Annotated in this window: 13 protein-coding genes; 5 read left to right on the top strand and 8 right to left on the bottom strand. The window is 52.6% G+C overall.

Annotated features, from left to right (window positions below):
* Window positions 1-88 precede the first annotated feature (88 nt).
* The 3 genes from clpA to PJE062_RS24870 form a co-directional block, all read right to left on the bottom strand.
* Window positions 89-2,539 (bottom strand): ATP-dependent Clp protease ATP-binding subunit ClpA, encoded by a 2,451-nt coding sequence (gene clpA / locus PJE062_RS24880; protein WP_008553006.1) that lies wholly within the window; start codon window positions 2,537-2,539, stop codon window positions 89-91.
* 12 nt (window positions 2,540-2,551) lie between these two features.
* Window positions 2,552-2,881, bottom strand: a complete 330-nt coding sequence (gene clpS / locus PJE062_RS24875) for an ATP-dependent Clp protease adapter ClpS (RefSeq protein ID WP_008553008.1) — start codon at window positions 2,879-2,881, stop codon at window positions 2,552-2,554.
* A 674-nt stretch (window positions 2,882-3,555) separates the two neighbouring features.
* A complete protein-coding gene (locus tag PJE062_RS24870; RefSeq protein ID WP_008552981.1) occupies window positions 3,556-3,888 on the bottom strand; it encodes a phasin family protein in 333 nt (110 codons plus the stop codon).
* A gap of 393 nt (window positions 3,889-4,281) precedes the next feature.
* Here PJE062_RS24870 and PJE062_RS24865 point away from each other — a divergent pair, with 393 nt between their 5' ends.
* Complete coding sequence (locus PJE062_RS24865) at window positions 4,282-5,739, top strand: serine hydrolase (protein ID WP_008552964.1); 1,458 nt, start codon at window positions 4,282-4,284, stop codon at window positions 5,737-5,739.
* Window positions 5,740-5,760: 21 nt separating this feature from the next.
* On the opposite strand, the gene PJE062_RS24860 is transcribed toward PJE062_RS24865, so the two are convergent.
* Window positions 5,761-6,465 (bottom strand): DnaJ domain-containing protein, encoded by a 705-nt coding sequence (locus PJE062_RS24860; protein ID WP_008552932.1) that lies wholly within the window; start codon window positions 6,463-6,465, stop codon window positions 5,761-5,763.
* 30 nt (window positions 6,466-6,495) lie between these two features.
* Window positions 6,496-7,218, bottom strand: coding sequence for a hypothetical protein (locus PJE062_RS24855; RefSeq protein WP_008552960.1), 723 nt, complete (start codon window positions 7,216-7,218; stop codon window positions 6,496-6,498).
* Between the two features lie 272 nt (window positions 7,219-7,490).
* Here PJE062_RS24855 and panC point away from each other — a divergent pair, with 272 nt between their 5' ends.
* On the top strand, window positions 7,491-8,333 hold the full coding sequence (gene panC / locus PJE062_RS24850) for a pantoate--beta-alanine ligase (protein ID WP_037038210.1): 843 nt from the start codon (window positions 7,491-7,493) through the stop codon (window positions 8,331-8,333).
* An 82-nt stretch (window positions 8,334-8,415) separates the two neighbouring features.
* On the opposite strand, the gene PJE062_RS24845 is transcribed toward panC, so the two are convergent.
* On the bottom strand, window positions 8,416-8,856 hold the full coding sequence (locus PJE062_RS24845; protein WP_008552996.1) for a hypothetical protein: 441 nt from the start codon (window positions 8,854-8,856) through the stop codon (window positions 8,416-8,418).
* Window positions 8,857-8,980: 124 nt separating this feature from the next.
* Complete coding sequence (locus PJE062_RS24840; RefSeq protein WP_008553001.1) at window positions 8,981-9,427, bottom strand: DUF1489 family protein; 447 nt, start codon at window positions 9,425-9,427, stop codon at window positions 8,981-8,983.
* 138 nt (window positions 9,428-9,565) lie between these two features.
* Between PJE062_RS24840 and PJE062_RS24835 the strand changes: the two genes are divergently transcribed.
* The 3 genes from PJE062_RS24835 (at window position 9,566) to PJE062_RS24820 (ending at window position 12,625) form a co-directional block, all read left to right on the top strand.
* Window positions 9,566-10,093, top strand: coding sequence for a TetR/AcrR family transcriptional regulator (locus PJE062_RS24835; protein WP_008553015.1), 528 nt, complete (start codon window positions 9,566-9,568; stop codon window positions 10,091-10,093).
* Between the two features lie 163 nt (window positions 10,094-10,256).
* A complete protein-coding gene (locus PJE062_RS24830) occupies window positions 10,257-11,138 on the top strand; it encodes a zinc-binding dehydrogenase (protein WP_008552949.1) in 882 nt (293 codons plus the stop codon).
* 770 nt (window positions 11,139-11,908) lie between these two features.
* Window positions 11,909-12,625 (top strand): DUF599 domain-containing protein, encoded by a 717-nt coding sequence (locus tag PJE062_RS24820; protein WP_037038204.1) that lies wholly within the window; start codon window positions 11,909-11,911, stop codon window positions 12,623-12,625.
* Here PJE062_RS24820 and PJE062_RS24815 read toward each other — a convergent pair.
* On the bottom strand, window positions 12,550-13,713 hold a 1,164-nt coding region (locus PJE062_RS24815), incomplete at its 5' end, for an adenylate/guanylate cyclase domain-containing protein (protein ID WP_008552936.1). The genes PJE062_RS24820 and PJE062_RS24815 overlap by 76 nt on opposite strands.

Below are 13,713 nucleotides of genomic sequence, written 5' to 3'. Positions count from 1 at the left end.
GCAGGTAAGAGCCTACACAAGACTACGTAGACCCACCATACAAAAAAGCCGGAGCAAGTGCTCCGGCTTTTTCTCAAGTATCTTTGTCTCAATCCGCAATCGGAATACCCGGTACATCACCACGCTTGGTGGCATCAGCACCCCGGCCCGTTTTCGGAACAACGGACTTGCCTTTACCCTTGGCAGCAGGCTTCCTCTTGGCAGCCTTCGCCTTAGGTGTTGGACGATCCTCAACGCTTTCCAGAAGCAGACCTTCAAGATCCTCAGAAACGGAAACCTTCACAGTACCGCCCTTCTGAAGTTTGCCAAACAGAACCTCATCAGCCAATGGCTTCTTGATGTGTTCCTGAATGACACGGCCCAGCGGACGCGCACCCATCAACCTGTCATAGCCCTTCTCAGAGAGCCAGGCCACAGCTTCAGGTGTCAGTTCAAAGGTCACGTTACGTTCTGCAAGCTGAGCTTCCAGCTGCATAACAAACTTCTCAACCACACGATGGATAACGTCGTTGTCTAGGTTCGCGAATGGAATGATCGCATCAAGACGGTTCCGGAACTCCGGAGTAAACATCTTGTTGATCGCTTCCATGTCATCGCCATCGCGGTCAATGCGGTTGAAGCCCATAGGAGCTTTCGCCAGATCAGCCGCACCAGCATTGGTGGTCATAATCAGGATCACATTACGGAAGTCGACAGACTTACCATTGTGGTCAGTCAGCTTACCGTGGTCCATCACCTGCAACAGAATGTTGAACAGATCCGGATGGGCTTTCTCGATCTCATCCAGCAGCAGCACGCAATGAGGATGCTGATCAACAGCGTCCGTCAGCAAGCCACCCTGATCGAAGCCCACGTAACCCGGAGGCGCACCAATCAGGCGGGAAACCGTATGCCGCTCCATGTACTCAGACATATCGAAGCGAACCAGTTCAACACCCAGTGTAGACGCCAGCTGACGGGCGACTTCAGTCTTACCAACACCGGTCGGACCGGAGAACAGGTAAGAGCCGATTGGCTTATCAGGCTCACGCAAACCAGCACGGGCCAGCTTGATGGACGCAGACAACGCTTCAATCGCAGGGTCCTGACCATAAACAACGCGCTTCAGACTATCCTTCAGGTTGGACAGCACTTCCGCATCATCCTTGGAAACGGACTTCGGCGGGATGCGGGCCATGGTCGCGATGGTTGCTTCAATTTCCTTCAGACCAATTGTCTTGCGACGCTTACCTTCTGGCAGCAACATCTGCGATGCACCGGACTCATCAATCACATCAATTGCCTTATCCGGAAGCTTCCGGTCAGCAAGATAGCGGGAGGACAGCTCAACAGCCGCCTTAATCGCATCATTGGTGTACTTGATGTTATGGAAGTCCTCAAAGTAAGGCTTCAGCCCCTTAAGGATTTCAATAGCATCCGGAATGGTAGGCTCGTTCACATCCACTTTCTGGAAGCGACGCACCAGCGCACGGTCCTTCTCGAAGAACTGGCGGTATTCTTTATATGTGGTGGAACCGATACAACGGATCGTTCCGGAAGCCAGTGCAGGCTTCAGCAGGTTCGATGCATCCATCGCACCACCAGAGGTCGCACCCGCACCAATCACGGTGTGGATCTCGTCGATAAACATGATCGCGCCCGGATAATCTTCGATTTCCTTCACGACCTGCTTCAGACGTTCCTCAAAATCACCGCGGTAACGGGTACCTGCAAGCAATGAGCCCATATCCAGTGCGAAGATTGTTGCACTCTTCAACACTTCAGGCACATCACCGACAACAATGCGGCGTGCGAGACCTTCAGCAATCGCTGTCTTACCAACGCCCGGATCACCCACATAAAGCGGATTGTTCTTGGCGCGGCGGCACAGGATCTGAATGGTCCGCGAAATTTCTTTTTCACGACCGATCAGCGGATCGATCTTACCGGAAAACGCCTTGTCATTGAGGTTTTGACAATAAGCTTCAAGAGCTTCTGTTTTCCGTTTGGTTTGTTCAGAAGAACCTCCGGATGGAGGTTGTGGCATGCTCACATTCGGATCAGCACCACTATCGGATTCTTCTTCAACACCACGCACCCGACGTGGTTCAGATAAGCCAGCCCGCTTGGCAATACCGTGGGAGATATAATTGACAGCGTCGTACCGTGTCATTTCCTGCTCTTGCAGGAAGTAAGCAGCATGGCTTTCGCGCTCGGCAAAAATGGCAACAAGAACGTTGGCACCAGTCACTTCTTCACGTCCAGAAGACTGGACATGAATGACAGCGCGTTGAATGACACGCTGGAAACCGGCCGTTGGTTTTGAATCATCATCCCCGTCAACAACGAGGTTCTCTAGTTCAGTATCAATATATTCGACAATGCTTTTTCGCAGTTGATCGAGGTCCACATTGCATGCACGCATCACCGCAGCAGCATCCTGATCATCAATCAATGAGAGCAGCAGATGCTCCAGGGTCGCATATTCCTGATGGCGCTCATTAGCAAACGCCAAAGCTTGATGGAGAGCTTTCTCCAGACTGCGAGAAAATGACGGCACAGGCGCCCCCTATTACTTTTTCTCCATTACACATTGCAACGGATGTTGGTGTTTTCGGGCGAAATCCATTACTTGTGTGACCTTTGTTTCGGCCACTTCATAGGTGAAGACTCCACACTCCCCTACGCCATGATGATGGACATGGAGCATGATCTGCGTTGCGCTCTCACGGTCCAAATGAAAGAACCGTTCCACCACGTGGATCACAAACTCCATCGGCGTATAATCATCGTTCAGCAGCAAAACTCGATACAAACTCGGCCTTTTTGTTTTTGGCTTCGGCTTGGTAACGGTTATCGTCCCGCCATCATCATCATTATCCAGGTCGAAATCGCTGCTCATTCGTTCTCTTTGTCCCTCCATGTATAACGCAGAGGACTTTATAGTATTTAAACGTACCCCCTGCGAATTCAAGGGATATGCATTTTCATAGGGCACACCAACAACTCCAGAAAAATCAAACAGTGTTTCATTTTCTGTTTCATTATATACTGGAAGCATAAGTTTATCTCCCCTGAGAACACTCATTGCCTGTCGCTGGTCTTTCATTCACACACTCACCGCAGCATCATCGCTGTCTGTTGTCTCTAGAGTATGAGGCGACCCACGCAAAGGCCAGCCTCATACCTGTCTGCGCCCTCTCCTATTTCTACCGCTAATCCAAGGGATTGCGGGTATTTAGAAGCAGCGCGTGTCTCTCATTGATTTTAGTACTGATTATTCCCTGAGCAAACTGCAAAAAGCAAACCATTAAGCTGAGAAAATGACCAGACTATCCGAAGGGTTAAACCCTGCTCCCAACGTAAGATGAACATCTCCGGCCCCTTGAGGGTACCGGCATTCATTCCGCAGCACTGAGCAAAGCTGAATCACAATGTTTTGAGAGGGCCTTGAAGAAGAGAGATAGGTTTTCTGAAAATGAAAACAACCGGAGCAATAAATTAAAGGCGCCCCAAAAACCAAAAAGCCCGAAGCGATGATCCGCCCCGGGCTTCATATTCGGTTATGCCAGAAGATTACTTGGCAGCTTTAGAGAGCATGTTCTCATATGGCTTATAAGCGTCTTTAGCGACTTCAGCGTACATTTCGCCGATCTTGGTCGCCTGACCAACCATGCTTTCGTAGCTCACCTTGGCAAAATCCGCCTGAGCTTCCATAGCCTTATCGAGAGATTTCGCGCTGACCATTTTTTCAATCGCAGCACTGCTATCTTCCATAGACTTCTTGGAGTAGTCCGCAACCTCAGCAGAGATCGCCTGCATTCCCTTGGAAAAGGCACCGAAGCTCTGCATAGCTACGTCCATGTTATCTTTTCCAAGCTTCTGAATATTCTCAAATCCTGTGACCATGAAAATTCCCTCATCAATTGGGCGGCGCCGGTAATTCGATGATTAGGTTTTTGTCTCTTGGGGAGCAAACGCCACATTCCAAAACTTACGCAACGGATATTATGCGCTGCACAAAATTTGTCAACTCTTATTTTGCACTGCAATATTATGAAAAGACAGGGGCGTAGCCACAAACAAAAAACGGATAAAAACAAGATTTTTGCAATCTGCCTTTGCGCATTTACAGAATTGTAACCGTAATCGCATCATTCTGGGCATGACGCGAACGGGGGGAGCCACCTCTGCTGCATTTTTAGCGGCTGAGGCTTTCAGAACACACCTCCGCTAGCACTCAGCGAATTTTTTTAGTACAGAGCGCGTAACCGCCATTATTGCTCACGGGGCGAAAAGAACATGGGTCTGCGTAAATTTGGGCCATTTGGGCGCCTAAAAAAGGCATTTGGACAAGCTGTCGGCATCATCGCCGTTTCAGTAGCAATCGCTACAGCTCCATCCGTTGCCGAGGCTAATTCCAAATATGCTGGTATTGTCGTTGATGCGAAAACCGGAAAGGTTTTGTACGCCAACAACGCCAATGCACGGCGCTATCCAGCATCCACCACAAAGATCATGACACTTTACGTGCTCTTTGAAGAGTTGGAAGCAGGCCGCGTTTCGCTCAACACCAAAATGAAAGTGTCCCGCTACGCTGCAGGCCGCCCACCAACCAAGCTTGGCTTGAGAGTTGGCGGTTCTTTGCGCGTGAAGGATGCGATCTACGCCCTCATCACCAAGTCCGCAAACGATGCGTCGACTGTGATTGCAGAGCACATCTCTGGTTCCGAGAAAGCCTTTGGCCGCCGCATGACGCAGACTGCGCGCGCCATTGGCATGCGGAACACCACCTTCAGAAACCCGCATGGCCTGCCAAATTCCAAACAGGTCACCACAGCAGCTGACCTTGCTCTGCTGGGCCGCGCCATTCAGGATCGCTTCCCGAAGTATTATAAGTACTTCAACACCCGCTCCTACACCTACGCTGGCCGCCGCATGGGCAACCACAACAAGCTGCTGGGTCGTGTGCGCGGCGTGGACGGCATCAAAACCGGCTACACCAATGCCTCCGGCTTCAACCTTGTCACCAACGTAAAGCGCGACAATCGTCAGATCGTTGCTGTGGTTCTGGGTGGCCGCACCGGCAAAAGCCGTGATGCGCAGATGGTAAAGCTGATCAACCAGTACCTGCCAAAAGCATCCCGTGGTCGTCGCACCGCGCCAATGCTCTACGCAGGCACAACAACACGCTATCAGTTCCCGAAGGTGGCACCGGCAATTCCTGTTGCAAAAGCGACTGGTCGCCCTGCACAGCAGCCAACTTTGCTGGCGTATGCCAATGCAAATGGCGCAACACCAAATTCAAAACCAACCGATCCGATCGCAAGAATGCTGGAAAGCCAGGCCTCAAGCCCAGCTCCGGCACCGCGTAAGGAACTGGTTGCCAACTCTCTGGCCGCCCCTGCAGTTTCCGCTTCTGCAAAGCTGCAGCAGCCAGCCACAGCGCCTGCGCCATCTTCCGCTCCAATCGCGAGCAAGATCGCAAGCCTGAAGCCAGAGGACATCGACACATCAGGCTGGCACATTCAGATTTCTGCGACCGACAGCCAGGATAAGGCAATCCGCATCCTGGAAAGTGCGCGCGCTGCTGCAGGCTCTACCCTGAGCAACAAGCGCATTTACACTGAACCGGTCAAATCCAAGAAACAGACCCTGTACCGTGCGCGGTTCATCGGGTTTGAAACCAAAACAGCAGCCTGGGACGCTTGCGCCAAACTCAAGAAGGCCAAGTACTCCTGCTATGCCGTCTATCAGTAACTAGTATCAGTCACGGTGAGTCTAATGTCTGTTGAGAAGCCTATCCTTCGCCTCGTTGAGTTTGGAAGCCAGGAAAGCAGAACCTCCACTATCGGGGTGCAATCGTTTAATCAGTCGGCGGTGAGCGGCGCGGATGTCGTCCACGGAGGCTCCCGGCGCAAGTCCAAGAACCTCGTAGGCCTCCTTCTCAGTCAGAGCGCTCGAGCCCGACGCGTCTCTCTGCCCCGCTGTGGAATCCGCCTGGAAGTCTACACGCCAGTTGGAGAGCCTGCTGTCGAGGTAAGCTTCGAGTAGGGCAACGCTGTCCCCATCCGGCTGCACTTCACGCCAAAGCTGCCTGAGATCCGCAACCTGCAGAGAACTCAAGGCATGGCCAGCAAATGTACCGGCGAGCACTTTGCCCTCCAGCTTCTTGCTGTCATGATCCAGCTCCATTTGGAGAAACTTGGAAGAGATGGTGGAAGTCTGACCGGCGCTCTTTGAGGCACCTCCCAGCCCACCAAGGGAAAAGCCCCCGGGAAACCGGAGGTTCTGCGCAGATCCCCATCCCAGAAGGGAGAGCGCAAAAACGGCAAGTGGCGCGGCCACCACGTATTTGCCGGTCACCGCGAGAAACGCACAGACCAGCAGCAAAAGACCGCCAATCAGTTTTTTCAAAGTATCTGCAAGCTTCGCAGGGTTGGACTGTGTCAGCCACTTTGCGAAGAAATAGAGGATGGCGAGCACCAATCCTCCTAAGACCAAATAGCCCATGTACTACCTGAGGTGTTCTATCAAGAATTGAGCACCTTTATGCCCCGATTGCTCAAGCCGCTCAAGGGCCTCCCTGCCCCCTGCGGAAAACGTGGCAATCGCAGCCAGCAATCCGCGCAGGCTCGCAGCCGATCCTTCGTCAAAATTCAGATAGACACCATTGCTCAACCGAGCGATCTCCCGATAGGTCCGTTCCGCCACAATGTCCTGCCCTTCCTGAAAGACGAACACCGGCACCCCAAGCATTCCAAGCTCTCCGGCCTTGTCGCAAATCAGATCCGGATTTTCCTCCATGCAGTCGCCGATATAAACCACCGCCTGAACCCGCTTCCTACGCGTTTCACTCAAAGCATGATCCAGCACTTTGCGAATCTGCGTCCGACCAGCCTGCACCCGGATCTTGCGCATCATTCGGCCAAGCTCTTTGGAGTTACTCACCCAGCGCGAAGACTTGCACTCTCCATAGCCCCGGAAAAACACCAGCTGCACATCCAGCGAGCCAACACGCCCCGCTTCAATGAACATCTCCTCCTGCAGATGACAGGCCTGATCCCAGGTCGGCTGACGACTCATCGTGGCATCCAAAGCAAAGATCAAACGCCCTCTTTCACTCCCTTCAGGCGCCGCAACGGCACCTTTGGCAGCCGCAAGAAAACTGGAAAGTTCGCTTTTGTCTTCCGCATGCTTATTCAGAAATCCGGTCTTTTTGGAAAGCTTGTCTGGCATAGGCACACCTGTGTTCGCTTCACATAAGGTTATGAAGGCATATTATTCCAACAACTTAACAAATCTTGGGACAGATTATTTAATTCGCTCGCTAAAGACCAATACCCACTATTGGTGCAGTGAGAATAATCACAAAATCTGCTAAAACTGGTTATATCAGTTTCTGCTTGCAATTGGGTTCAACAGTTTCTGGGCAAACCCATTACCAACAACAGATAAGAACAGCTGCAAAGCCAAGAAATAACGGGATGTGTTCCCACATGGAGACGCCTATGAGAAATCTCCCAGACGTATACCGCGGTGTAGACGACCTGCGGGCTGCACTATTACCTCTGAGACGAGAAGGCAAAACAATCGCTCTAGTTCCAACCATGGGGGCTCTGCACGCAGGTCACCTGTCACTGGTCGAAAAGGCCCGGGAACTTGCAGACATCGTGATTGTTTCAATCTTTGTGAATCCTAAACAGTTCGCGCCGGGCGAAGATTTCGAAAGCTATCCAAGAACGGAAGCCTCCGATCTTCAGAAACTGGCGGAACATGATGTGTTTGGCGTCTTCGCTCCAAACGCAAAGGAAATGTATCCAAACGGCTTTGCCACATCCATTCAGATTGAAGGTCCGGCTCTGGGACTGGAAACAGATCACCGTCCGCACTTTTTCAACGGCGTAGCAACCGTGGTCGCCAAGCTTCTGCTGGCTGTCCTGCCGGATGTGGCTGTCTTCGGTGAAAAGGATTACCAGCAGCTGCGGGTCATCAAGCAGCTGGCAAGGGATCTGCACCTGCCGACTCAGATCGTTGGCGCTCCTACCGTACGTGAAGACGACGGCCTCGCCATGTCCTCGCGCAACGAGTATCTGGATGACAAGGAACGCGAAACCGCGATCACCATCTCCCAGACGCTGAACACTGCACGCAACGCGCTTCACAACGGTGAAAACTGGATTGAAGTGCGCAAGAAGGCTCTGGCTGTTTTGAAGCTCTCAGGCTTTGCCACAGACTACTTCGAACTGCGCCACGCAAAACATCTGGGTACCCCGGTCGACGCCAAAGGCTCCCGCATCCTAGTCGCCGCCAAAGTCGGCGAAACCCGCCTGATCGATAATATCGAAGTTTAAAATCACAAGGCCTGCGTGTTTTTCGCAGGCCTTGTATTTCAATCAGTGCACCTTTGCATGGTGCGAACCAATCATCTCAGCATTATTTGACGATAACTACGGCACGGTCATCTAAGAACAGATGGCCCATGACAGCTGGCTCAACCTTCTTAGGATACAAGCGCGTTGAGCCTTTGTACTTTCCAATCGAGCAAGTAATCGTCAGAGGCTCCGAAGAATCCTTAGGCTGCGGAATTCTAAGCATCGCTGGTGGTTTGAATGTACCCCGCGTAGCCGCACCAACTGCCTCACATTTCAAGCCATCTAGGTTCTTCACGCCCAGATTCTTTCCAAAGGCAACCATCACCCCAACCTTAGAGACCAAGCACTTCCCATTGTACTTATAGTTGGCATTCGTTGTATTGAGGCGATAACAATCGCCTTTCGACGTTTTGAAAAATGGCAGTTCAACAACGTTATCAGCCCCAACAGTCTGACAAGCGCTTAAAAGAGGCAGAACAGCCAACAGTTTTATATATTTCATTCCCGACGCTACCCAAAGCTTATAAATTGCAGTTTCGCAATCCAGAGTTATGGGCACGCACGCTTAACATCGAATAGATGCTAGGCTCATATTTTGAATTGAATTCTAATAAAAGATCAACACCTTAGATCAAGCAGAGTTCCTGCAGCTCGCGGCGCATGGCCTCTGGCATTTCGGCAAGTTGATCACTGTCGAGTAGAGGTCCGGTCACATCCGGCGGAGCATCTGACGCTTTCAGATAGCGCCAGCCCTGAAACGCGCGGCGTGGCTGGAGCTGTGTCTGATGAAGATACGGCTCCATCACAAGATCACAACGCTTCTTGCCGGAATCATCCTTATGAACACGGATGTCGATCAGTTTCTGGCGAACCTGAACATTGCCTTTGATCACCCAGTACAGCGAACCACCATCCAGCAGTTCATCAATACGAGTCGGCACCATACGGGTCGTATGGATCTGCTCATCACTCAAACCGTGGGACAGCGCCAGAATCTGTCGCTGTTCAATGTAATTCCGCAGCTGGTCAACGCTTTCCACGCCAACACAGAGTTTCACCAGATGTAACGTCATAGCGCTCAAATAGCAGGTCGCTCTGTCGATTGCCAGAGATAGCACAGCGCATACCTAACGCATTGCACAAACATATCGGTGATCACCACCTGCACATTCGCGATTGACTCAGTAGAACGATCGCTCTACCAATTTAACATGACTGATCTGGAACACACAATCTGCACGAAGCTGGAAGGCGTTTTCGCGGCTCGAGGCTTCACCGCACCCGGCGTAGCCGAGCTGCGCAAAGGCGCTGATGTGAGCCTACGCACGCTCTACAAATACTTCCCCTCCAAAGAAGACATGATCATCGGCGCGCTGGAAGTCCGCCATCGCCGATACCTGTCTCTGCTGAAGGAAGCTGCAGAGGCTGAACCACAGGACCGCCTCACGGCCATCCTCGACACCATTGAACACTGGATGCAAACCAACGCCCCACACGGCTGCATGGACCGAGCTGCGCTCTCAGCCTACCCGGAGAGCGAGCAAGTCTCTCAATGCGTCACCAGACACAAGCAAGAGACACAGGATCAACTGGCAACCTTACTGGGGCTTCAGAACAAAGCAGGAGAGCTTTTCCTCATCCACGAAGGCGCCATCTCCATCTATCCCCTCAACGGCTCTGAGGCCTTCAATTGGGCCAAGTCCGCAATTCTATCACTCACACAGGAGACCGCATCATGAGCCAGCTCCCCACCACCATGACCGCAGTCACACTCAACGGCCACGGCGGACCAGAGATGCTCGAGCTGCGGACAGGCCGCCCTCTCCCTAAGATCGGACCTGAAGACGTGCTCGTGCAGTTCTGGCAGCAGCGTGAACAACACCGACATCAACACCCGCAGGCATGGTACTCAAAGCAGAGAGCAATGCAGAAGATGCCAGCTGGGCCGGACAGCCTCTCCAATTTCCCCGCATACAAGGCATTGATGTGTGCGGACAGGTCGTCGCAACAGGCAAAAACGTCAAACAGGATCTGATCGGCAAACGAGTGCTGATTGAGCCCTGCCTGCACTACGCAAACGGCGGACAACTGGAAACACCATGGTTCCTGGGCTCCGAATGCGATGGCGGCTTTGCTGAATATGTTTCAGTCGATCACCACCACGTCTACCCAATCCAAAGCACTCTGAGCGATCAGGAGCTCGCCTCGTTCCCCTGCTCCTACTCAACAGCAGAAAACATGCTCACCCGCGCCAATGTGCAATCCGGTGAGCAACTGCTCATCACAGGCGCCTCAGGCGGTGTCGGCTCAGCAGCAGTCCAACTGGCCAAAGCACGCGGTGCCAACGTCATTGCCGTCTCCTCCGCCTCCAAAGCCCCATTGCTGCTGGAGCTGGGCGCAGACCGCGTTCTGGATCGAAAGGACGACCTCACAGACAGCCTCGGCACCAACAGCGTTGATGTGGTGATTGATCTGGTGGCCGGAGAGCAATGGCCGTCTTTCATGGAGGTTCTCAAGCACAAAGGCCGCTATGCCGTTGCAGGCGCTATCGGAGGCCCGCTGGTGGAGCTCGACGTTCGCACGCTCTATCTGAAGGATCTGAGCTTCTTCGGCTGCACAGTGCTGGAGCCGCAAGTGTTCGGCAATCTCGTCAGCCATATTGAAGCAGGCCGCATCAAACCGCTTGTCTCACAAACCTTCCCTCTCTCTCACATCAAAGAGGCGCAGGAGGTGTTTGAGCAAAAGAAGCATCTTGGGAAGATCGTACTGCAAGTTGCCAGTTAAGCCGCAAAAGCGAGCCAAGCAAAACTGCCCCAACGTACAGAGCGTGATCAGCAGCACAGTATCGATTTTGGATATCAGTTAGAAGCACTCAAAGAAAAAGGGATGCAGACGTCACATCTGCATCCCCGTCAAAATCCGCGTTTCAGGCAGTTGTCTTGGGATTAACTGCCGGCACCTGCAAATACGTAAAGCAGCGCCATAACGCCGCCGAGGGTTGCTACAGTCCACATAGTGAACCCCCAGCAGGACTTCTGAATTTCGTGATCCATAAAACACCGTTTAATGGTTGATAGATGCGCGCCGAGGAAACCTCGTCAGCACAGGGCGCACGGAATATTCCTTTTCCAATGAAAGCGCAACAGTAAAACGGCAAAATTTGGCTGGCCGCACTGTCACACCTTGCTACGTAAAATTATCTACCTATTACCCAGTCAGATATACCTACCCAATAAAAACCCATAGCCCCAACAAGTTAGAGCTCTTTAGAACTGCTAAAATTATCGATAACCATAAAAAAATTCAGCCAAATTTTTTCGAGAAAAATTCGTTCAAAACTCGACTTTATTGAGAACCGGGTGCCGTATAGGACAACTCCAATTGTGTTTTTTGCGTACCTTGAGTCTGTTTTCGCTCGAAAATAGCTGGGCTCACACAGCTGCATGTGGCGCTCCGCCTCTAGCCCCTTCCCCCAAATCATGCCAAACATATAAAAAACCCGCGCTCAAAACGCAGGCTGTTTTCCGGACACAGGCTTAAAAACAGAAAGATCAATGCTTCAGATCCAGCTTTCCAACCTCATAGCCATCCTCTTTTTCGTCTTCTCATGGGGCTTGTACAGTTGGCTGGCCTATCGCAGCCCGTGGTCCAAACACACCCTCTCCCATGCCATGGACGCGCACCGTTACCGCTGGATGCGCGCCATGCTGAGACGGGAAGTCCGCATCGCAGACACCAACATCGCCTCCGGCCTGCAGCAGGGCACGGCATTCTTCGCCTCTGCCTCCCTGCTCGCCATCGGTGGAACGGTCACGCTTCTAAGCGCCATGGATGAGGTCACCGCCCTCGCCCAAACGCTCAACCTGCCATTTTTGGAAGACCCACTTCAGAACGAAGCCAAGACGTTTGGCCTGATGGTGATCCTCGCCTACGCCTTCTTCAAGTTCGGCTGGGCCTATCGCCTGTTCAACTACACCACCATCGTCATGGGCTCTATTCCAGACGATTGCCATGAAGACAATGAGGAAGCCGTGGACGCCTCCCTGCGCGCAGCACGACTGGCAACGCTGGCTGGACGCCACTTCAGCAGCGGCCAGCAGGCTCTCTTCTTCGCTGTCGGATACCTGGGATGGTATGCAGGGCCGCTCATCTTCATCGGAACGACCCTGATGGTCACGCTGGTGCTGCTGCGCCGTCAGTTCTTCTCAAAGGCAAGGAAAGCCGTATTGCCAGGTCCAAATGCACAGGATCTGGTCAACTCCGGCGCCTGATAAACCTTCACCGGTGTGGGGAAGCCCTTGAGCGGGTATGTCCCCACATAGGTATCCTCACAGCAGTTCAGAATTTCCGCCACGGACTGCGACACCAGCATTTCCTGATTAAGGCGCTTGGACAGGTCTGCAATACGCGCAGCCTCATTCACCACCGGACCAACAACCGTAAAGTCCAGCCGTCGCTGACCACCCACATTACCAAAGAACACACGCCCTGAATGCACGCCCATGCCCACATGGATAGCCGGCAGATCAGGAAACCCACGCGCATTGGCGGCTGCCAGATCAGACATACTCTCACGCAGTGCTGTCATGGCTTCAAACGCAGCAATTCTGGCGCTTTGTGCATCTGTATAAGGAAACACCGCCAGAACCTCATCACCAATAAACTTCAGAATCTCACCGCCATGCTGCTCCACCCGTGAGGTGACAATGCCAAAGTACTCATTCAGCAATTGCAGCAGTGCTGTGTCTGGCAGGTAATTGGAAAAGCCGGTGAAGTTGCGGATATCGCTGAATGCCACCACCGCATTGATATGCTCACCATCCCCCCGACGGATCTCGCCATTCATCACACGCCGTCCGGCACGTGTACCAAGATAGGTATTCAGAATGCTCTCGGAAGCCTGCCGCGAGTTGAACAGCTCACAAATCAGCGACAGCGGAGCGGAGATCTGATCAAACAGCGCCACATCTTCATCTTTAAAGCCATCCGGTGCACGCGAAGCAAACGCCAACCCATGCACTTCTCCATCTGAGAACGTCATGGGCACGGCCACATAGTCCGTGTACCCCTGATCCTTCAGCTCCTGAATGATCATCAGCTGATCAAATTCATCATGATGACCAAACTTATGTCGGATCGTTTGCCCGGTCTCAATGGATCGCTTCCAAAGGCTTTGATTATAAGACTCGCTTGTATCAGGCGTGCGCTCAAAGTAACGCACCCGCGGGCCAACCCCACGTTCCCAGATCAAGCCCTCACCGTGATAATTCGGATCCAGAATGGAGATACCAGTGGAGATCCGGTCCACCTCAATGCCCAGCGCCTGCAAATGCTCTCCCAACACCGCAAAGATACGGCA

The sequence above is a fragment of the Pseudovibrio sp. JE062 genome, from assembly GCF_000156235.1.
GTDB lineage: Bacteria > Pseudomonadota > Alphaproteobacteria > Rhizobiales > Stappiaceae > Pseudovibrio.
Note: the sequence above shows the minus strand (reverse complement) of the source record. Positions and strands in the feature narration are given on the sequence as shown.